Annotated in this window: 18 protein-coding genes; 8 read left to right on the top strand and 10 right to left on the bottom strand. The window is 66.7% G+C overall.

All coding sequences use genetic code 11. The annotated features are described in order from the left end of the window. Positions 1–26 precede the first annotated feature (26 nt). The 3 genes from EB75_RS21175 to EB75_RS21165 are packed head-to-tail and all read right to left on the bottom strand — an operon-like array spanning position 27 to position 3,387. Positions 27–1,010, bottom strand: a complete 984-nt coding sequence (locus tag EB75_RS21175) for a VOC family protein (RefSeq protein WP_073697238.1) — start codon at positions 1,008–1,010, stop codon at positions 27–29. Further along, positions 1,007–1,876: an alpha/beta fold hydrolase gene (locus tag EB75_RS21170; RefSeq protein WP_073697237.1), complete on the bottom strand. Its 870-nt coding sequence runs from the start codon at positions 1,874–1,876 to the stop codon at positions 1,007–1,009. Before EB75_RS21170 ends, EB75_RS21175 begins: the two co-directional genes overlap by 4 nt. After that, a complete protein-coding gene (locus EB75_RS21165) occupies positions 1,873–3,387 on the bottom strand; it encodes a bifunctional 3-(3-hydroxy-phenyl)propionate/3-hydroxycinnamic acid hydroxylase (RefSeq protein WP_073697236.1) in 1,515 nt (504 codons plus the stop codon). Before EB75_RS21165 ends, EB75_RS21170 begins: the two co-directional genes overlap by 4 nt. A gap of 76 nt (positions 3,388–3,463) precedes the next feature. Here EB75_RS21165 and EB75_RS21160 point away from each other — a divergent pair, with 76 nt between their 5' ends. From EB75_RS21160 to dmpG, 3 genes are read left to right on the top strand one after another with little or no spacing between them, the layout of a single operon-like run. Next, positions 3,464–4,090, top strand: a complete 627-nt coding sequence (locus EB75_RS21160; RefSeq protein WP_073697235.1) for a TetR/AcrR family transcriptional regulator — start codon at positions 3,464–3,466, stop codon at positions 4,088–4,090. Then, positions 4,087–4,542 carry a hypothetical protein gene (locus EB75_RS21155; protein ID WP_073697234.1) on the top strand — a complete coding sequence of 152 codons (456 nt, stop codon included), beginning with the start codon at positions 4,087–4,089 and terminating at the stop codon, positions 4,540–4,542. The genes EB75_RS21160 and EB75_RS21155 overlap by 4 nt, the downstream gene beginning before the upstream one ends. Next, positions 4,539–5,546, top strand: a complete 1,008-nt coding sequence (gene dmpG, locus EB75_RS21150) for a 4-hydroxy-2-oxovalerate aldolase (protein WP_502689388.1) — start codon at positions 4,539–4,541, stop codon at positions 5,544–5,546. Before EB75_RS21155 ends, dmpG begins: the two co-directional genes overlap by 4 nt. A 107-nt stretch (positions 5,547–5,653) precedes the next feature. Here the strand turns inward: dmpG and EB75_RS21145 are convergent, their stop codons facing one another. Genes EB75_RS21145 through EB75_RS21135 form a run of 3 tightly spaced genes read right to left on the bottom strand, consistent with a single transcriptional unit; the run spans position 5,654 to position 8,377 of the window. Further along, on the bottom strand, positions 5,654–6,802 hold the full coding sequence (locus EB75_RS21145; RefSeq protein WP_073697232.1) for a thiolase family protein: 1,149 nt from the start codon (positions 6,800–6,802) through the stop codon (positions 5,654–5,656). Continuing rightward, positions 6,795–8,030: a CaiB/BaiF CoA transferase family protein gene (locus tag EB75_RS21140; protein WP_073697231.1), complete on the bottom strand. Its 1,236-nt coding sequence runs from the start codon at positions 8,028–8,030 to the stop codon at positions 6,795–6,797. Before EB75_RS21140 ends, EB75_RS21145 begins: the two co-directional genes overlap by 8 nt. Before the next feature lie 47 nt (positions 8,031–8,077). After that, entirely contained in the window at positions 8,078–8,377 is a 300-nt protein-coding gene (locus tag EB75_RS21135; RefSeq protein ID WP_083612481.1) for a hypothetical protein, read from the bottom strand. A gap of 138 nt (positions 8,378–8,515) precedes the next feature. Here EB75_RS21135 and EB75_RS21130 point away from each other — a divergent pair, with 138 nt between their 5' ends. Together EB75_RS21130 and EB75_RS21125 are read left to right on the top strand one after the other, a co-directional pair. Then, positions 8,516–9,244, top strand: coding sequence for a response regulator transcription factor (locus EB75_RS21130; RefSeq protein ID WP_083612480.1), 729 nt, complete (start codon positions 8,516–8,518; stop codon positions 9,242–9,244). Continuing rightward, on the top strand, positions 9,244–10,383 hold the full coding sequence (locus EB75_RS21125; protein WP_073697230.1) for a sensor histidine kinase: 1,140 nt from the start codon (positions 9,244–9,246) through the stop codon (positions 10,381–10,383). Before EB75_RS21130 ends, EB75_RS21125 begins: the two co-directional genes overlap by 1 nt. 7 nt (positions 10,384–10,390) lie before the next feature. On the opposite strand, the gene EB75_RS21120 is transcribed toward EB75_RS21125, so the two are convergent. After that, the gene (locus tag EB75_RS21120; protein WP_073697229.1) at positions 10,391–12,145 is read right to left on the bottom strand and encodes a GNAT family N-acetyltransferase; all 1,755 of its coding nucleotides are present in this window, start codon (positions 12,143–12,145) and stop codon (positions 10,391–10,393) included. Between the two features lie 90 nt (positions 12,146–12,235). Here EB75_RS21120 and EB75_RS21115 point away from each other — a divergent pair, with 90 nt between their 5' ends. Both EB75_RS21115 and EB75_RS21110 read left to right on the top strand, forming a co-directional pair. After that, on the top strand, positions 12,236–13,015 hold the full coding sequence (locus EB75_RS21115; protein WP_073697228.1) for an alpha/beta fold hydrolase: 780 nt from the start codon (positions 12,236–12,238) through the stop codon (positions 13,013–13,015). 132 nt (positions 13,016–13,147) lie between these two features. Continuing rightward, the gene (locus tag EB75_RS21110; RefSeq protein ID WP_073697270.1) at positions 13,148–15,325 is read left to right on the top strand and encodes a glutamine synthetase III family protein; all 2,178 of its coding nucleotides are present in this window, start codon (positions 13,148–13,150) and stop codon (positions 15,323–15,325) included. A 52-nt stretch (positions 15,326–15,377) separates the two neighbouring features. Here the strand turns inward: EB75_RS21110 and EB75_RS21105 are convergent, their stop codons facing one another. The 3 genes from EB75_RS21105 to EB75_RS21095 form a co-directional block, all read right to left on the bottom strand. Continuing rightward, positions 15,378–16,181 (bottom strand): transglutaminase-like domain-containing protein, encoded by an 804-nt coding sequence (locus EB75_RS21105; protein WP_083612486.1) that lies wholly within the window; start codon positions 16,179–16,181, stop codon positions 15,378–15,380. A 61-nt stretch (positions 16,182–16,242) separates the two neighbouring features. Further along, the gene (locus EB75_RS21100) at positions 16,243–16,656 is read right to left on the bottom strand and encodes a hypothetical protein (RefSeq protein ID WP_073697226.1); all 414 of its coding nucleotides are present in this window, start codon (positions 16,654–16,656) and stop codon (positions 16,243–16,245) included. 200 nt (positions 16,657–16,856) lie between these two features. Further along, complete coding sequence (locus tag EB75_RS21095) at positions 16,857–17,129, bottom strand: DUF4235 domain-containing protein (RefSeq protein WP_073697225.1); 273 nt, start codon at positions 17,127–17,129, stop codon at positions 16,857–16,859. Between the two features lie 150 nt (positions 17,130–17,279). Here EB75_RS21095 and EB75_RS21090 point away from each other — a divergent pair, with 150 nt between their 5' ends. Continuing rightward, on the top strand, positions 17,280–18,605 hold the full coding sequence (locus EB75_RS21090) for a hypothetical protein (protein WP_083612479.1): 1,326 nt from the start codon (positions 17,280–17,282) through the stop codon (positions 18,603–18,605). Positions 18,606–18,667: the final 62 nt, after the last annotated feature.

Genomic DNA, 18,667 nt, shown 5'->3' with positions numbered 1-18,667 from the left:
CGGACTTTCGTGCACAAATCGCGGGACTAGTCTGGGATTCCCGCCCCGGCGAGCGCGGGGACGGTGTCTTCGCGGTGCAGCAATGACCTGACTGCGGTCGTGAACTGCTCGAGCCTGTCGACGCTGGATTGCATCTCGTGGCCCCAGATGCTGATGCCCTGGTGAGTGGTCGGCTTCCAGGTCGCTTCGTCGACCACCAGCGGGTTCCATCCCACTTCCCATTCGAAACCGGACGGCGTGACGGCGTAGTACGACAGCTCGCGGTCGTTGGTGTGCTGACCGACGCCCAGGGCCATGTCGAACCCCAGTGCCCGCACGCGCTGGTAGCTGTCCGTCAGGTCGTCCAGCTCGGCGACCTGAATGTTGAGGTGTTGCACGCGGGTCCGAATCGGGTTGATGGGCAACCGATTCACCGCAGCGATGGCCACGGAGTGGTGACGCCGGTTGACGCGCAGGAACCGGATCTTGACCTTGACGCCGCTCATGGTTTCGTCGATGAAGTCGCTGAGCCGGGCGTCGAGCAGCGTGTTGTAGTAGCCGCGCACCTGATGCGGCTTGGTGCTGGTGACAGCGACGTGTCCGAGCCCGAACTCCCCGGTGACGAAACCCTTTCCGGCCACGGACAATTGTCCATCGATGTGCGCACGGGTGTACAGCTCCTGTGCCAGCCCGTTGGGACCGGGGATCCGTACCAGGCGCTCGACGCCGCGCAGCGCGGCCTCCTCGTCGGTGCCGATGGTGACAGGCACGCCGCACCGGTGCACCCGGCCGAGGACCTCGTCGAAGGTTTCGTGGTCGTCGATCTGCCAGCCCAGCGTGGTGACATCCTCGGCCGGCCCGCGCCGCAGAAGGAACCGGCATTCCTGTTCGTCGAGCCGGAAGCGGAGGGCGTCGGTGTCGAGGTCGTCGAGGTGCATGCCGATCGCGTCGCGGCCGAACCGTCGCCAGTCGGCGAACCGTTCCGTTTCGACCACCAGATAACCGAGCGAGACATTGCCGAAGATACTCATGGCCGGAATACCGTGCTTTCCGAGAGGAATTCGTCGACGAGTTGATTGAACAGATCGGCACGCTCCCACTGCATCCAGTGCCCGGTGCGGCTGGTCATGACCAGTTCGGCGTTGGGCATGATGTTCTGCAGCATGGGTCCGCCCGACGGCCGGTTCACCTTGTCGTCGCGTCCCCACAGGATCAAGGTTGGCGTCTGCAGCGATGCCAGCCGTGAGTCGCGCGTCAGGTCCATACGCCACAGCGTCCGCAGCGCGAACGGTCCCGACGGCCGACTCAGCGGCGGGTTGGCCACCACCTCCGGGTCGATCGATGCCGCGTAGCGCAGGTCGATCAGCTCGTCGGGCACCGAATCACCTTCGTAGACCAGGTAATTGCGGATGAACGTGGCCAGCTTCTCGCGGCTGGGTCCCGAGCCGCCGTAGTACGCCAGCAGGCTGTTCAGGCCATCCGTCGGCAACCCGCGCGTGGTGCCGATACCGCCGGGGCCCATCAGCACCAGCTTGCCGACGCGGCCCGGGGTGTCCAGCGCCAGCCGCAGCGCCGCGGCGCCGCCGTACGAGTTGCCGATCAGATGTGCTGTGCTGATGCTCAATTCGTCAAGCATCCCTCGCATCGCGTCGGCCAGAGAGCCGAAAGGATCGGACTTGTCGATGCTCTTCGACGAGCGCCCGTATCCCGGCATGTCGGGAACGAGGACGCGGTAGCGCTTGGCGAGGGCGTCGATGTTGCGCGAGTAGTTGGTGACGCCGGAGGCACCCGGGCCGCCGCCGTGCAGCAGCACCACCGCGGGGCCCGAACCCGCCTCGGCGACAAAGATCTTCCGGCCGCCGACGGTGACGGTGTGTTCGGTGAGGGTGGTGGTCATGCGGATGCTCCTGTCAGGGTGGTGAGGTTCAGCCCGGCCGGCGGGGCCGGGAGTGGTTGTCCGGATGACGTTGCGGCGTAGATGAATCCGTCCGGCCGGATCACCACCGCGTCGGCCTTGCGGTCACCGAGCCACCGCACCAGGCTCGGTTCGGTGATCTGCAGGATCGACGCGCCGGCCGCTGTCCAGGCCGCCGCCCCGGCCGGCACCGCGCCGGTATGCAGCACCGTCCAGCGCCCACCGAGCAGTTCGTCAAGGGGCGTGCCATCCACCGTGGGTTGCGGAATCTGCCAGCCCACCGCGGGATGCGCCGCGGCGAAGAAGCCGTCGTCGTAGTGGGCGTCGGGAATCCACCAGAACTTCTGGCCCACGGCGTTGGCGCCGGGGATCCGGGTCACCGCCCGCACGACATGGTTGCGGATGGCGGCCAGCCAGGGCCGCCGCTCGGTGATGATCCGCCCGACCAGCACCGCGCGGCGGGTGACTTCGGTGACGTGCGGTTTGCGTTCTGCGGCATAGGAATCCAGCAACGAGTCCGGAGCCTGACCGCGTAGGACCGCGGCCAGCTTCCAGCACAGATTGGCCGCATCGCGTACGCCTGCAGACATGCCCTGGCCGATCCACGGCGGCATGGCGTGCGCGGCATCACCGGCCAGGAACACCCGGCCGACCCGCCAGCGGTCCGCTACCCGCACATGGTGGCTGTAGACGACGGCGCGCAGCACTTCCACATGCTCGGGTGTGACGCCCTGCTCCCGCAGCACGTTCCAGACGGCGTCATGGCTGGTGAGGTATGTCTCGTCCTCCCCCGCCCGGGCGGGATACTCCCATCGATGATGTCCCAGCGGGGTCGGGCAGTCGACCGTCGGCCGTGCGGGATTGCAGTGAAACCGCAAGCGGTCGTGGGCATCCCACTCCTTGATCACCTTGGTGTCGATGACGACCCAACGCTCAGCGTAGGTGCGTCCGCTGTACCCGACGCCGAGCACGCCACGCGTCGCCGACGAGCCACCGTCCGAGGCGATGACGTAGCGGGCCGTCACCCGCTTGAACGTGTCGGCGCGCAGGTCGGCGAGGAGCAGTTCGACGTCGTCGGTCCGGTTGGTCACCCGCAGGCATTCGTGCTCCAGGAGGACCTCGACGTTGGCGAACCTGGCCACGCCTTCACGGAGCACCGAGTCGACCGCGGGCTGGTACAGGAACTGCTGCGACGGATGCCCGCACCCGCGCCCGTAGATCACCGTTTCGATGAACGGACGGCCATCGGCGTCGACAAAGGCGACCGGGCGGCCGGGCAGCATGTCGCGCTGCAGCCGTTCGGCCAGGCCCACCGCCTGCCAGACCCGCAGCACTTCCTCGTCGGTGGAGATCGCCCGGGCCCGGCTGTAGATATCCGGGTCGCGCTCGACCACCAGCACCTTGAGGCCCAGTTGGCCCAACAGGTTGGCTGCCGTGGCGCCGGTGGGTCCGTACCCGATGACGGCGACGTCGTAGGTGTCTTCACTACTCATTAGGGCCTCCGCTTGTTCTGTAGTGATCGCTACGGTAATGTAGTGATCGCTACAGAGTCAAGAGTCGGGAGTGAAAATGGCAGAAACACCCAAGCCGCGCCGCAAGCGGGCCGACGGCGAACAGTCGCGCGAGCGAATCCTGGATGCTGCCAACGAGATTGCCTCCGAACGCGGTTACGAGGGCACCAGCATCGGACTGGTCAGCAAGAAGTGCGGCCTGCCCGCCAGCTCCATCTATTGGCACTTCAAGGACAAGGACGACCTGCTGGCCGCGGTGATAGACCGCAGTTTCGAGACCTGGCTACGCGTCTGGGAACTCCCCTCCGACGGCGAGCCGCGCGAACGCGTCATCGGCCTGGCGAAGCAGCTCGCAAAAGGCCTGCTCGACAATCCCGATTTCCTGCGCCTCGGCCTGATGCTCGCGCTGGAGCGCCGGCCCATCGAACCGAGTGCCCGCGCGCGGTTCCTGCAGGCGCGCACGCAGGCCACCGGGTCGCTCACCGCGGCGCTCAGCGAACTGGCCCCCGGCCTCACCGACGCCCAGGTCCGGCTGCTGGTGAACTACTCCATCGCCGGCGCCGACGGGCTGTTCATCGCCAAGGAACTCGGCGGCGATTCCGTGGACCTGCTGGAGTTGTTCGAGATGCATGCCAACGCCATCTACGACACCGCGTTGCGGATGCTCGCCGAGAACACGCAATGACGACGACCGTCGGGGCCACCGTGCCCATCGTCGCCGCCGTCGCCCGGACGGCGACGGTGACGTACGCCGAGATCGTCTCGTCGATCCCGGCACGCTCCGCCGGTCCGGATGCCCGGGACCGCATTGACGAACTCATCGAAACCACCTCTGCCGCAATGGAGAACGCGGGAGCACGCCGCGCGAAGGTCATCTCGCTACTCAGCCCGGCCGAGCCCGCGTCGATACGCAACACCGTCTACTGCCTGATCGATGGGGACGCTGATCACCGTGCCATCGAACGTGACATCCACGCCGCGGTGGACGTCAGCGGAGTTCCCGGCTTCCGCCTGAAGCAAGCCGTGCAGTTCGAACGCGTCGGTCCGCTGCGCATTCCGGAAATCGGCACGTTCGTGGGCACCAAGGTGACGGCGCTCGTCGAGATCGCCGCCGAAAGCGCCGGATTCCCAACATGATCTACATCAGCGACGTCACCCTGCGCGACGGCATGCACGCCGTGCGCCACCAGTACAGCATTGCGCACGCAGTCTCGATCGCCACCGCACTCGACGCCGCGGGCGTCGCGTCCATCGAGGTCGCACACGGCGACGGGCTGGGCGGGTCAAGTTGCGTGTACGGCTTCGGCGCGCACACCGACCTGGAGTGGATCTCGGCCGTCGCCTCCGCGGTGTCCCGCGCACGCATCGCCACACTGATCCTGCCCGGCATCGGCACGGTGCGAGAGCTGCGTGACGCCCATCGCGCCGGAGTGACCGTCGTCCGCGTCGGAACTCACTGCACCGAGGCCGACGTGTCCGCGCGCCACCTCACCACCGCCCGCGAGCTCGGCATGGACCCCGTCGGTTTCCTCATGATGAGCCACCTCACCACCCCCACTGCACTCGCCGAACAGGCCCGGCTGATGGAGAGCTACGGGGCGACATGCATCTACGTCGTCGACTCCGGTGGGGCCATGACGATGCGTGACGTCGCCGACCGCGTCGATGCCCTACGCCAAACACTCAATGCCGCAACGGAAATCGGTATCCATGCGCACCACAACCTGTCGCTGGGCGTTGCCAACTCGCTGGCCGCGGTGGAACATGGCGCCACTCGGGTCGACGCGTCCCTCGCCGGGATGGGTGCCGGCGCCGGCAACGCACCGCTGGAGGTCTTCATCGCCGCGGCGACCAAGCTGGGCTGGGAGCACGGGTGCGATCTGCATGCGCTGCAGGATGCCGCCGACGATCTGGTCCGGCCGCTGCAGGAACGCCCGGTCCGGGTCGACCGGGAGACGCTGACGCTCGGCTACGCGGGCGTGTATTCGAGTTTCCTGCGGCACGCGGAGATCACCGCCGAGCGCTTCGATGTCGACGCGCGCACGCTGTTGGAGGAAGCGGGGCGCCGGGGGCTCGTCGGCGGCCAGGAGGACATGCTCGTCGACATCGCGCTGGATCTCACCCACGCCGAGAGCGTCTGAGCGAGCCGCGGGCCGGTGGCGCCCGAGCTCCGTCTCGCACCACCTGGGCGCGCTCGGCCTTGCAACTGACAACTCGACACACCCGGGAAGCAGACGTGCGGGACTCCCTACGCGACCAGCTCCACCAACGTCGCGTTGGCAGTGCCGCCACCCTCACACATGGTCTGCAGGCCGTAGCGAATTCCGTTGTCCCGCATATGGTTGATCATCCGGGTCATCAGCACCGCGCCGGACGCCCCCAGCGGATGCCCCAGCGCGATGGCCCCACCGAGAGGATTCAGCGCCGCTTCGGAAGCACCGGTGTCGGCCAGCCAGGCCAGCGGCACCGGGGCGAAGGCCTCGTTCACCTCGAACACGCCGATCTCGCCGATACCCACGCCCGTCTTTCGCAGCACCTTCTGGGTCGCCGGAATCGGGCCGGTCAACATCAGCACGGGGTCGGCGCCCGTCACCGCGCCGGCGACGTACCGCACCAGTGGGGTGAGTCCGAGCTGGATCGCATTCTCCAGCGTCATCACCAAAAGTGCTGCCGCACCGTCGGAAATCTGCGATGAGTTGCCGGCGTGGATCACACCGTCCTCCTGGAACGCCGGCTTGAGGCCGCCCAGCTTCTCGACCGTAGTCCCCCGCCGGATGCCCTCGTCCTCGTGCACCACACCGCCATCGTAGGTGAACACCGGAACGATCTGTGTGATGAACGCGCCCGAATCCTGTGCGGCCGCGGCGAGTTCGTGCGACCGCGCGGAGTACTCGTCGAGCCGGGCCCGCGACAGCCCCCACTTCTGCGCGATCATCTCGGCTGAGATGCCCTGGTTGAAACCGAAACCGTCATACCGGGCAAGTGCTTTGGGTCCGTACGGCTGGCCCGTCTGCCTGGCCGCGCCCAAAGGCACCCGACTCATCACCTCGACGCCACCGGCCACCACGACGTCCTGCTGACCCGACATCACCGCCTGCACCGCGAAATCCAATGCCTGTTGCGATGATCCGCACGCCCGGTTGACGGTCGTCCCCGGAATCGACTCGGGCCAGCCGGCGGCCAGCACCGACCAGCGGGCGATGTTGGAAGACTGGTCACCCACCTGCGAGACGCAGCCCCACACCACGTCGTCGACGAGTTCCGGTGCCACGCCGGAGCGCTCCATCAATTCGTTGAGAACCACCGCGGACAGGTCAGCGGCATGCTGGCCCGCCAATCCCCCGTTGCGCTTACCGACAGCGGTCCGCACAGCTTCAACAATGACGACTTCACGCATGGCCGCTCCCTGCTCCGTAGACATCTCCGATGGCACCGTCGGCCCGCAGGCCGGCGATCTCCTCAGCGCTGTAACCCAATTCGCCGAGGATCACGTCCGTATGCTCACCCAGCCCGGGAACTGCACCCATGCCGAGCTCGAGTCCGCTGATCACCGGCGGCGGCAACAACGCCTGGATGGGGCCGCGCGGTGTGCTGACCTCACGCCACCGGTCGCGGGCCTTGAGGTGCGGATGCGCGATCACCTCACTGGGCACGTTGTACCGTGAGTTGCCGATCCCGGCGGCGTCAGCGATCTGCTGAATGTCATCGAGATCGCGCTCTGTGCACCAGGATTCGATCACGGCATGGAGTTCGTCGCGGTGTGCGCAGCGGTCCGAGTTGCTCGCGAACCGGGGATCGTCAGCGAGGTCGGGCCGGTCGATGATCTCCCGGGCCAGCCGCTGCCACTCCCTGTCGTTGGTGGTGCCGAGCACCACCCGCTGGCCGTCCCGTGTCGCAAAGGCGCCATACGGTGCAACGGCCGGCGACGCCATCCCGAGCGGCTGCTGGTTGACGCCGGAATGCTGCGTGTAGGTCAGCGGGTAACCCATGATGTCGGTCATCGTGTCGAACAGACTGACCGCGACCGCCGGCGCCGCACCGGTCGACACTCCACGCTCCCGGCCCAACAGCAGCGCCATGATCGACAGCGCCGAGTACAGGCCCGTGCTGATATCGGCGACGGGCGGACCGGGTTTGGCCGGCATCCCCGGAAATCCGGTCGCCGCGCAGGACCCTGATTCCGCCTGCACCAGAAGGTCATACGCACGTTTTTGGGAAAGAGGGCCCGTGGCTCCATATCCGGAGATCTCGACGGGGATCACCTGCGGGTGCCGCCCGCGTAGGTCGTCCGGCGACAACCCCAATCGTGCGGTGGCACCTGGTGCGAGGTTGGAGACGAAGGCGTCGGCGCCGTCCAACAATTGGTGCAGAACCGCAATGCCTTTGTCGGACTTGAGGTTCAGGGTGATCGACTGCTTGCCCCGGTTGGCCCAGACGAAATGCGCGGCCTGGCCGCGGACGACGTCGTCGTAGTCGCGGGCGAAGTCACCACCCTGGGGATTTTCGACCTTGATCACGCGGGCACCGAAGTCGGCCAGCACGCGCGTGCACATGGGCGCGGACACCGCCTGCTCCATCGCGACGACGGTGATCCCGGCCAGCGGCAGCGACTGCGCTTCGGTCACCCCCTCACATAACCATGCCGGTGCCAACCGGCAGGCTGCGGGCCCGCTCAGGAGTCCGATGCACAGGTCACATCGACGTAGACGTTGTTGACCACGCGGGAGTCCGCACGCTGGGTCGGGTCTGCCGGGTTGGGCAATCCGTGCACGTCCGTCACCGTGCACGCGGACAGCGGTGCACTCGGAAACCCGTTGACCTGCACGTTGTAACCCTCGCTGCGCAGCGTGGACACGACGTCGGCACCGTTGTTGCCGGACACACTGGCGGCCTGCGCCGGGCCGGCAGCCGTCAGGGTGGCCGCCGCCAGAGCTGCGGCAGCGGTGGAGAAGAAGGCAATCTTGCTGATCATTTCGGTGTCCCTTCACGGTGGGTTGCTGACGGCTTCCAGCCTCGAATCGGCCGACAAGGGTTCCCCGGAGGAACGATGAAGATTCGTTAAAGAACGCTGCGCTGACCACGTCATCTGGTCGACCTCGCCATCTCGCGGGTGCACTATGAGCAGGTGAACGGCACTGACCCCACGCTGCGCGCGCTGGTTGTCGACGACGAGGCGGCACTGGCCGACGTCGTGGCCAGCTACCTCAAGCGCGAACAGTTCGAGGTGCGCATCGCCAACGACGGCCCGTCGGCCCTGGTCGCGGCCCGCGAACTCGATCCCGACGTGGTGATTCTCGACATCGGGCTGCCCGGGCTCGACGGCATCGAGGTGTGCCGACAGCTCCGGGTGTTCTCGGACGCGTACGTCGTGATGCTGACCGCCCGCGATACGGAGATCGACACCATCGTCGGCCTGTCGGTCGGGGCGGACGACTACGTCACCAAGCCGTTCAGTCCCCGCGAGGTGGTCGCCCGGATCCGCGCCATGTTGCGCCGGCCCCGGCGTGCCCCCGATCCCGGCCAGGCAACGGGAACCCCGCCACGCGTGTTCGGGGACCTGCACATCGACACCGACAGCCGACAGACGCTGCTCGGCGGCGCACCAATCATGCTGACCCGCACCGAGTTCGACGTACTGGCGGCGCTGTCGTCACGCCCGCGGCAGGTGTGGACGCGGCAGCAATTGCTGGAAGCGGTCTGGGGCGAATCGTGGTTCGGCAACGACAACGTCGTTGACGTCCACGTCGGCCATCTACGCCGAAAGCTGGGCGACAACTCGGCCGAGCCGCGCTACGTCACCACGGTGCGCGGCGTCGGATACCGGATGGGAGAAGGGTGATGGCCCAGGCACATCCGCGCAGCAAGCACGGAATTCGCAGCCGCCTGCTGGTCACCAACGCGGTCGTCGTTGTCGCGGCCATCGCCACCACGACGACCGTTGCCCTCATCATCGGGCCGCCGATGTTCCGGAAGGTGATGCAGGACGTGCTGGTCCCCGGGCGCACCGGTCCGCACCCCTACGAGCACGTGTTCCGTCAGGCGACGGCCGTCTCCGTGGGAATGTCACTCGCGGTGGCCGCCACCACCGCACTCGCGCTGAGTTGGTATCTGAGTAGGCGGATGCACCGATCGACCTCCGAGCTCGCTGCCGCCGCAACCGCCGTCGCCGACGGGAACTACGACATCCGGGTGTCGCCACCACACCTGGGTACCGAATTCGACACCATTGCAGACGCTTTCAACACCATGGCCGAGCAGCTCGGCTCCGTCGAGACGACGCGGCGTCAGCTCCTGGCCGACCTGGCGCACGAGCTCCGCACGCCCGTCTCCGTCATCGACGCGTATCTCGAGTCGATCGAGGACGGCATCCATCCGCTCGATGCGACCACCATCGGCGTGCTGCGCGACCAGACCCGCCGCCTGGCCCGGCTCAGTTCCGATGTTCGCGCACTGTCCGACGCCGAACGCGACATGGCGCTCGTCGATACGCAGTCCGTCGCGCCCGCGACGCTGATCGCCACGGCCGTCGACGCCTTCGCCGCACCGTACCGCGCCAAAGGTGTTGCGCTGACGTCGGATATTGCGCCCGGCCTGCCCGACTTGTGGGCCGACCCGCAGCGGCTCGACCAGGTCCTCGCCAATCTACTGACCAATGCGTTGCGGCACACCGAAGCCGGCGGCACGGTGCGGGTCGCGGCGGCGAATGTTGGCGGGTCGATACGGATCCAGGTGTGCGACGACGGCGACGGCATCGCCGCCGAGCATCTGCCGCGGTTGTTCGAGCGGTTCTACCGGGCCGACTCGGCGCGCGACCGCGCGCACGGCGGTTCGGGTATCGGGCTCGCGATCGCCAAGGCCCTGGTCGAGGCCCACCACGGCCGCATCACGGCGACCAGCGCCGGCGTCGGCAGCGGCGCGACGTTCACTGTCGACTTGCCCAGCCGCGCAACGTCGCTCGCCGCGGCGCGCGAGGCCTGATCCGGACTCAGATGGTGCGCTTCAGCCCGACGTGGGCGGCCTCGTACCCGAGCTGGCTGTAGAAGGCCCGCGCCCTTTCGCGCACCTCGTCGGTGGTGACCTGCGCCAATTGCGCCCCGTGTGCGCGGCCGTAGTTGTGGGCCCACTCGACGAGTGCCGTGCCAAGGCCTTGTGCGCGTTCAGCTTTGGCGACGCGCAGTCCCTCGATCTGCAACCGGGTGGCGCCGCTGCGGGACAGGCCGGGGATGACGGTCAGCTGGATGGTCGCGACCACCACATCAGAATCGTTCAGAACGACTCCGAGGTAGTTGGATCGATTGCGCACGACGGCGTCGTAGGCCCCCTCGTAGCGTTCGAGGTCGGCGCCTTCGCGATCCCGGGCGAACTCGTCGTCGGACAGCAGCGCGGCAATCACGCCCACGTGCTCGCGCGTCGCGCGCTGCACCCGGAAGGTGCGGCCGGCAACGTGCAGCAGTCCGCGCACCGAGGACTGCGCCAGTGCCTGGAGACGCGCCACCAAGAGGTCCAGCCACGCCCCCACATTGGCGCGTGCCTCGGCGGTGTCGGGATAGCGGCAGCGCAGATGGAGCCCGGACTGGTCCTGGATGAACCAGAGCATGACACCGTCGGTTTGGATGCTCGCGCCCACATACTGGGCGTCGAGTCCGACCGCGTCGATACGCACCGGGAGCTTGCGTAGGTCCAGCCAGGAGATCGCGAACATGCCTGGGGCCATGGGCATTCCGCCCCACGGAGCCAGCACGTCGGCCAGCGGCCAGGATCCGAGCTGTACCGCTTCCTTGACCGCGTCAGCCGCGGCACGCGGCTCGGCGACCGCCGACTCCAGGACAGAATTGGTGATGAACCAGCCCACGGAGTCGTGCCAGATCTCCTCGTACCGGCTGTGCACCGGGAACACTGCGCGCAGCGGTGCCCCCGCCAACTCGAGCGTGACCGCCGTCATCGCGACCACCGCGAGCGCCAGCGTCGAGACGCCGTCGTTGCGGGCCTGTGCGGCGAACGCGGCGCCGTCGTCGACATCGAACACGTCACGCACTTCGACCCGCTCGGGATGCGTCCCCGATTCACCCAGCGACAGTGGAAATCGCGGCATGACCCCACCGCTGTCGCTGATGATCTGTGCCCACCGGTCACGCACGTGGTCCGGCGCCGTGGGCCGGTCCAGGAGTGCCTGCGTGTGCTCGACGAACGCCGGGGCGGGCTCCAGTGCCGGCGTGCGCCCTGTCAGCATCGACAGCAGGTCCCGAGCCATCACCAACATCGACCACATGTCGACGTGAGCGTGATCGGCCGCGATGACCACCGTCAGTCCGGCGGCGGTCTCCAGCACACAGAGCCGGTGCGAGGGCCGCTGATATGGCGAGCACGTCGCATTCAGGACGGCCTGCAGGGCGTCGTTGACCGCTTGGCCTTCCGCGATCTGATGTTCGACCCATCGGCCGGGACGAATGCCGATCTCGTGCAACTCTGGATCGCCGTCCGGCCCGGGGGTGAATGCGGTGCGGAGGGTGCCGTGGCGGGCGATCACCGCCAGCCACGCCTCGGCCAGTGATTCGCGGCTGACCTGAGCCGGCAGCCGGATGGACAAGGCCATCCAGGAGCCTGGTCGCGTGCCCGCGCCAACGTGTATGCGCTGGTCAAAGGACACCGGCAGCTGCCGACCGAGATCGGAAACCGAGACGTCATAGCCCCAGAGTCGTCCGAATGGCAGCCGTAGGTGCGCCACGTTGGTGAGCCGCATGGCGGTACCCTAACGCCCCGGCTAGCCTGAATGCTCGGTCAGCGCGGTCGGCTCGGGGTTGAGGCGGTCGGTCATGAAAAGAGTTGTTTGATGCCCACTTTCGTGGTTCCCGGCGCAGAACTTGCTGTTGAACTCAGCGACGAAGGTGGACATCCCGTGGTGCAACTGCACGGGCTCACCTCCAGTCGCGCGCGCGACCGGGTGCTCAATCTGGACCTCGGGAGGGGCCTCAGCGGAACTCGATTGTTGCGGTACGACGCCCGCGGGCACGGCAAATCGACGGGACGCAAAGTCCCCGAAGATTACCGGTGGGAACGCCTTGCCGAGGACCTGTTGCGGCTGCTCGACCGGTGGTTTCCCGGCGAGAGCGTGCACGGAGTCGGCCCGTCCATGGGGACCGGCACGCTGCTGCATGCGGCTGCCCGCGAGCCGGACCGTTTCGCGGGCCTCACGTTGATGGTGCCGGCCACCGCGTGGGAAACCCGGGTCGCACAGGCCGCGCATTACCAGGCTGCGGCGACACTCATCGAAACGGAGGGAGTCGGGGCGTTCATCGCATCGGCGCGAGGGACGACGCCGCCGCCGGCCACCGTCGGCGCGCCGGAAACGGTTCCCGATGTCGCCGATGCGCTGCTGCCGTCACTGTTCCGCGGAGCGGCCCTCAGCGACCTGCCGCCGCGCGAGGCCCTCGCCGGAATCGACGTGCCGACGACGATTCTGGCCTGGATCGACGACCCGGCACATCCGCTGTCGACCGCGGAATCACTGCACGCCCTGCTGCCGAAGTCCACGCTCACCGTGGCGCACACCCCGGCCGACGTCGAGACCTGGCCGACCGTATTGAGCGAGGACGTCGCCCGCCGAGGCTGATTGAGGCACCCGCGCACTGCGGCCGGAATCGGATTCTGCCGTTGATACGTCCGTAACACCCATGCCACAGAGGATTTCTAGGGTGTTGCCGAAGGTTCAAAAGTGCAGTTACAGGCAGTGAAGGAAAATCCATTGACCGGCAACATCACTCGCGCGCAGGCAATTGCACAGGTCGAGGCCTATGTGCCCCCTGCCGTCAGCTTCGACCCTGCCGAGGCACCAGGCCAGATTTTCGGGGCCAATGTTTTCACCAAATCCGAGATGCGAGCACGGCTGCCGAAGGCCATCTACAAGTCGGTGGTGGCGACAATCGAAAAAGGCGCCAAGCTGGATCCGACCGTCGCGGACGCGGTCGCGGCAGCGATGAAGGACTGGGCTCTGGAAAACGGCGCGACCCATTACGCGCACGTGTTCTACCCGATGACGGGCCTGACCGCCGAGAAGCACGACAGCTTCCTGGAGCCGGTCTCCGACGGTCAGACCCTGGCCGAGTTCGCCGGCAAGACGTTGATCCAGGGCGAGCCGGATGCCTCCAGCTTCCCGTCGGGCGGCCTGCGGTCGACGTTCGAGGCCCGCGGCTACACCGGCTGGGATGTCACCAGCCCGGCCTACATCCTGGAGAACCCGAACGGCAACACGCTGTGCATCCCCACCGTGTTCGTCTCGATGACGGGTGAGGCGCTGGATTACAAGACCCCGCTGCTGCGCAGCCAGCAGGCCATGGGCACGCACGCCGAGCGCATTCTGAAACTGTTCGGCCACGAGAACCTGGAGAAGGTGGTCTCCTTCTGTGGTCCCGAGCAGGAGTACTTCCTGGTCGACCGCCACTTCTTCCTCGCGCGACCGGACCTGATCAACTCCGGCCGCACCCTGTTCGGAGCCAAGCCGCCCAAGGGGCAGGAGTTCGACGACCACTACTTCGGTGCCATCCCCGAACGCGTGCTGGGCTTCATGATGGATACCGAGCGGGAGCTGTTCAAGCTCGGCATTCCCGCCAAGACCCGCCACAACGAGGTTGCGCCCGGCCAGTTCGAGATCGCGCCGATGTTCGAGCGGGCCAATATCGCCTCGGACCACCAGCAGTTGCTGATGACCATCTTCAAGACCATCGCCAAGAAGCACGGCATGGAATGCCTGTTCCATGAAAAGCCGTTCGCCGGGGTGAACGGTTCGGGTAAACACGTCAACTTCTCGATGGGCAACGCCGAGTTGGGCTCGCTGCTGGTGCCCGGTGACACTCCGCACGAGAACGCCCAATTCCTGGTGTTCTGCGCGGCGGTCATCCGCGCGGTGCACAAATTCGGTGGCCTGCTCCGGGTTTCGGTGGCATCGGCGACCAACGACCACCGCCTCGGTGCCAACGAGGCGCCGCCCGCGATCATCTCGATCTTCCTCGGCGACCAGCTGGCCGACGTCTTCGAGCAGATCGCCAAGGGCGCTGCGACGTCGTCAAAAGGCAAGGGCAGCATGATCATCGGCGTCGATACCTTGCCGGTACTCCCCACCGATCCCGGCGACCGCAACCGCACCAGCCCGTTCGCCTTCACCGGCAACCGATTCGAATTCCGGGCACCGGGATCCGGGCAGACGGTCGCCGTGCCGATGATCGTCCTGAACACCATCATGGCCGATTCGTTCGACTACATGGCCACGGTGCTGGAGAGCGCGGTTGCCGACGGCAAGGACTTCGACACCGCGGTGCAGAAGCTGCTGACGGACATCATCACCGAACACGGCGCGGTGGTCTTCAACGGGGACGGCTATTCGGAGAACTGGCAGGCCGAGGCCGCCGCCCGCGGACTGCCCAACCTCAAGACCACGCTGGACGCCATTCCGGAGCTGATCAAGCCCGAGGTCGTGGAAGTCTTCGAGAAATACGGGGTCTTCAACGAGCGCGAGCTGCACAGCCGCTACGAGGTGCGCCTGGAGCAGTACGCCCTGACCATCGGTGTAGAGGCCAAGCTGGCGCTGGAGATCGGTTCGACCACGATCCTGCCGGCAGCCATCCGCTACCAAACCGAGCTCGCACAGAATGCCGCGGCGTTGACGGCGGCCGGTGTGACACCGAGTTTGTCTCTCCTGCAAGCGGTTTCGGAGCCGATCACCGCGCTCACCGACGCACTGGCCACATTGAAGGCCGCACTGGCCGATCATTCGGCAGCGTCGGCCCTCGAAGAGGCCCAGCACGCCCAAGAGGCGCTGTTGCCCGCCATGGACGCCGTCCGTGCTGCCAGTGACACCCTCGAAAGCATCGTGGCCGACGACCTCTGGCCGCTGCCGACCTACCAGGAGATGCTCTACATCCTCTGAGTCGAACTACGACGGAGCCGATGTCGCCGGTATCGGCGGCATCGGCGCCCGGTCAGGTGATCGATACCAGCTCATGGACGGGGTCGATGGGCAGGTCGGTGTCGACAGTCGCGTTGACTTCGACGTAGTTCAGCATGATGGCGCCATTGTGGTTGTCCAGGAACGCGATATCGGCAGCGTCGCGGCCAGTTGCGATGCGCACCATGGATTGTCGCGGGGCCAATCCCGTCGCATCCACTACGCACCACTGCCCGTCGACCAACGCTTCGGCGACGGTGTGGAAGTCCATGGGCGTACACCCTGGTGCGTAGACCGCGACCAGACGAGCGGGGACTTTCGCAGCGCGCAGCAGCGCGACCACCAGGTGGGCGTAGTCACGACAGACTCCCCTGCCCGCCAGCAGCGTGTCCACCGCGCCGTCGATCGGATCGCTGGAGCCCGGAACGTAATTCAGCCGGTACCTCACCCAGTAGGACACCTTCTCCAGCAACGTTGCCGCATCCGAGTGCTGGCCGAACTCCGTCGCCGCGAAGCCGTAGAGCCTGTCCGCTTCGGCGTAGCGGCTCGGCCGTAGGTACAGGGTTCTGTCGTATTCGGTGACCGGCGCCGGGTCCGTTCGACCGGTGATCGTGGCCGAGTACTGGACGCTGACATTGCCGACCTGGGCATCGAACGTGTGAATGCGGGTGCCGTGCGCGCCAGAGATCTCGTGAGCCTGTATCTCGTTGCCGTCCAACGTAAAAGACAGCGATTCCTCGACCGAGGCGCCTGGGTGGGGTGCGACCGCGATCTGAAATTCCAGAGTCGTCGGGGCGGTCACGTCGATGTTGAGTCGGGCACTCACCTGGCGCTGCATACCGCAGATGATGCCAGCACCCGAGCAGTGCCGCTGCGTGCACGCCTTCATTCATGCGCGATCAGACGTTGCCGGCCCGCCGGTTGCGCTGCTGCGCGCGCTTGCGCACTTCGGTCACAGCGTTCTGCTTGGCGGCGACGGCTTCGTCGCGGTCGTCGGCGGCGTCTTCCAGCGAATCCTCCAGCTGCGCGCCCGCCTGTCGACGCCGTTGGGCAGCAGCCAAGCTCCGCACAGCGGCGTCACCGCGAACTTCGCTTCGCCGGGCCAAAGCCGCGCCGCGCCTTCGCAACGTGGCATCGCCCAGCACTCCGCCGACCGCAGCGTCCAGGCCCCCGAGCGATCGCTCATAGATCAGGCGGGCAGGTGCTTCGGTGTCCAGGTTGGCGATCCACCGGTCCTCGATGAACTGAAGAGGAAGGCGGGCCAGACGGTATTGCGCTCGCAAGACCCGCAACGGCAATTCGATGATGCTCACGATATCTCCTTGATTGTCAACAATCGATCAGACCTTTACGTTCACCCATGGCCTCTGCATTGCTCGTTCTGCGCGTCCTTCAAACACTGATTGGCCGGATTTCGGGCCGACTCCGGGACGGCGTGCGCGCTGGACAGACGCGAGCCATGGATGAGATCCCGTGCGCGGTGTAGGCCCAGTGCCGCTGTCCGGCGCGCTGCCTACACCGGATTCTCGTGTGCCACGGCACGGTAGCTGCGCGCCCCTGCCCGGTCCACGGCCGCCTTGACCAAGCCGAAGACCAGGCCCTGCACACCCGCGGCAAACAGTGCCTGCCCGCCCGAGCGGTTCAGATCCTTGGGGTCTGGAGGTCCCTCCCCCGAATCGTCGAACCGCTCCCACACCACAGTGAAGATCTTGCCTGCCAGCAGGCCGCCCACGACGCTGAACGCAGCCGACAACGGCAGATACAGCGACTTCGATAACTTGCTCATCGCGCTCCTTGCATGTCCAACGGTCCCGACTGATCCGAGCCGTGGCCGAGAGGTACCCCGGCCGCGCCCACGCCAATCGCCCAAAGTTGGCATCGGGTTGCGCCGAACTGTGGTCCCGACGCGCGCGGCGGCCCTAGCATCTGGGTAACCATGACGACCCAAACACCCTCGCCCCGTTTGAGTTTGACCGCGCAACAACGCGAAGCGCTGGCAGCGGCGGCACGGTTTCCGCTGTTGACCGCAATTCAGGGCCGGCGATCGCGGCGCTTCCCCGTGGGCGGCTCCATCCCGTCGGGCCCGTTGGCCTACACCAGCACTCGGGATGTGGAACCACTCGACGAGGTCGAGCGCGCCGTGATCCTGGCGACGGTAACCGGCGTCACCGGTTGGCATTTCGGGATCAGCCACCACCCCGGATATGCACCGGCCTTCCCGAATTACAGCGGGTCGGCATCAGGTCGCACGTTCCCGTCAGCCGCGGGTTTCGAGATCGCCGAGTTCTTCTTCACCGACGACTCGGGCACCTACTTCCTGTCCTCCCGAGACACCGCACCGACGGTGCCGGTCAACGACGGCGTGGTGGACATCGACGACTGGCTGGCAGCGACGGTGTCCTCCTACCGCCAACTCTCGACCGACCGCATCCACATTCCACGGTCCGAGCCTTACCTCGAAGGCCACAACACGTGGATCGCCAATCACCCCGGCTCGCTGCTGGTCATCCCGGTCGCCGACATCGCTCAGCATCTGTTGGCCAATCTGGCGTTCTTTCTGCAGAACGGTTACCTGATCTACGACGACGTCCACAATCGGCCGATCCCTGGACTGAAGGAGGCGGCCGCAGGTCTGGCGCACCGGGACGACGACCCGTTTCCGTTGACCTTCGTCGAGCAGTATTCACTCACCGAAGCGACCGCCGAGTTGATGACCAGCGTCTACAACGGGCACCTACTACTCGGAGCACTCGGCCTGGGCGGCTGGACATTCGACGGTATCGACCGGCTCACCGTTCTCGGCGCGTCAGGCGACCCGAACGTTCCCGGGCTGGGCTTCCACGTCCAAACCGACGAACGGTGGGCACTGCCCAATCCCACTGGGCTACCCGGAGTTTTCGAAACCTACAGCCGCCCTCACTACCCAGACCTCGCCGCCGCCGTGCGCGCCTTCGCCGACAGAAAATTCGGTCCCGGCGGACCGTTTCACCCTGACACTCCGGGCCCGTGGCGGGATTCGCGAGCCGTGCGCTCGGCCGCAGCCGGACACGATGAGCAGTTCATCACCCTGCTGACCATCGCCGCGCAGTACATCGACGACACCTTCGGCAAGTTTCCCGGCACCGTACCCACCGTCCACATCATGAATTACCTTCAGGCACAACACATCGACCTCGGGTTCTACGACACACACTTCCAGCCGGGGGCGTATCTGTCGACCCACGCGGAGCACGACCGGATTTGGCATTCCGATACCCGGTGACATCGGGTTCCGAAGTCGTGTCGACCACCTCAGCCTGGTGCCGCTGTGGCCCGCATGTTGCA

The sequence above is a fragment of the Mycobacterium sp. ST-F2 genome, assembly GCF_001905655.1.
In the GTDB taxonomy this organism is placed as follows: Bacteria; Actinomycetota; Actinomycetes; order Mycobacteriales; family Mycobacteriaceae; genus Mycobacterium.
This window is presented reverse-complemented; position numbering and strand designations above follow the sequence as displayed.

Coding starts and splice junctions, on each gene's coding strand:
- EB75_RS21105 (WP_083612486.1), bottom strand. CDS start 16,181: ATGCAGCGCCAGGTGAGTGCCCGACTCAACATCGACGTGACCGCCCCG.
- EB75_RS21095 (WP_073697225.1), bottom strand. CDS start 17,129: ATGAGCAAGTTATCGAAGTCGCTGTATCTGCCGTTGTCGGCTGCGTTC.
- EB75_RS21175 (WP_073697238.1), bottom strand. CDS start 1,010: ATGAGTATCTTCGGCAATGTCTCGCTCGGTTATCTGGTGGTCGAAACG.
- EB75_RS21145 (WP_073697232.1), bottom strand. CDS start 6,802: ATGCGTGAAGTCGTCATTGTTGAAGCTGTGCGGACCGCTGTCGGTAAG.
- EB75_RS21160 (WP_073697235.1), top strand. CDS start 3,464: ATGGCAGAAACACCCAAGCCGCGCCGCAAGCGGGCCGACGGCGAACAG.
- EB75_RS21125 (WP_073697230.1), top strand. CDS start 9,244: ATGGCCCAGGCACATCCGCGCAGCAAGCACGGAATTCGCAGCCGCCTG.
- EB75_RS21115 (WP_073697228.1), top strand. CDS start 12,236: ATGCCCACTTTCGTGGTTCCCGGCGCAGAACTTGCTGTTGAACTCAGC.
- EB75_RS21155 (WP_073697234.1), top strand. CDS start 4,087: ATGACGACGACCGTCGGGGCCACCGTGCCCATCGTCGCCGCCGTCGCC.
- EB75_RS21170 (WP_073697237.1), bottom strand. CDS start 1,876: ATGACCACCACCCTCACCGAACACACCGTCACCGTCGGCGGCCGGAAG.
- dmpG (WP_502689388.1), top strand. CDS start 4,539: ATGATCTACATCAGCGACGTCACCCTGCGCGACGGCATGCACGCCGTG.
- EB75_RS21120 (WP_073697229.1), bottom strand. CDS start 12,145: ATGCGGCTCACCAACGTGGCGCACCTACGGCTGCCATTCGGACGACTC.
- EB75_RS21165 (WP_073697236.1), bottom strand. CDS start 3,387: ATGAGTAGTGAAGACACCTACGACGTCGCCGTCATCGGGTACGGACCC.
- EB75_RS21090 (WP_083612479.1), top strand. CDS start 17,280: ATGACGACCCAAACACCCTCGCCCCGTTTGAGTTTGACCGCGCAACAA.
- EB75_RS21135 (WP_083612481.1), bottom strand. CDS start 8,377: ATGATCAGCAAGATTGCCTTCTTCTCCACCGCTGCCGCAGCTCTGGCG.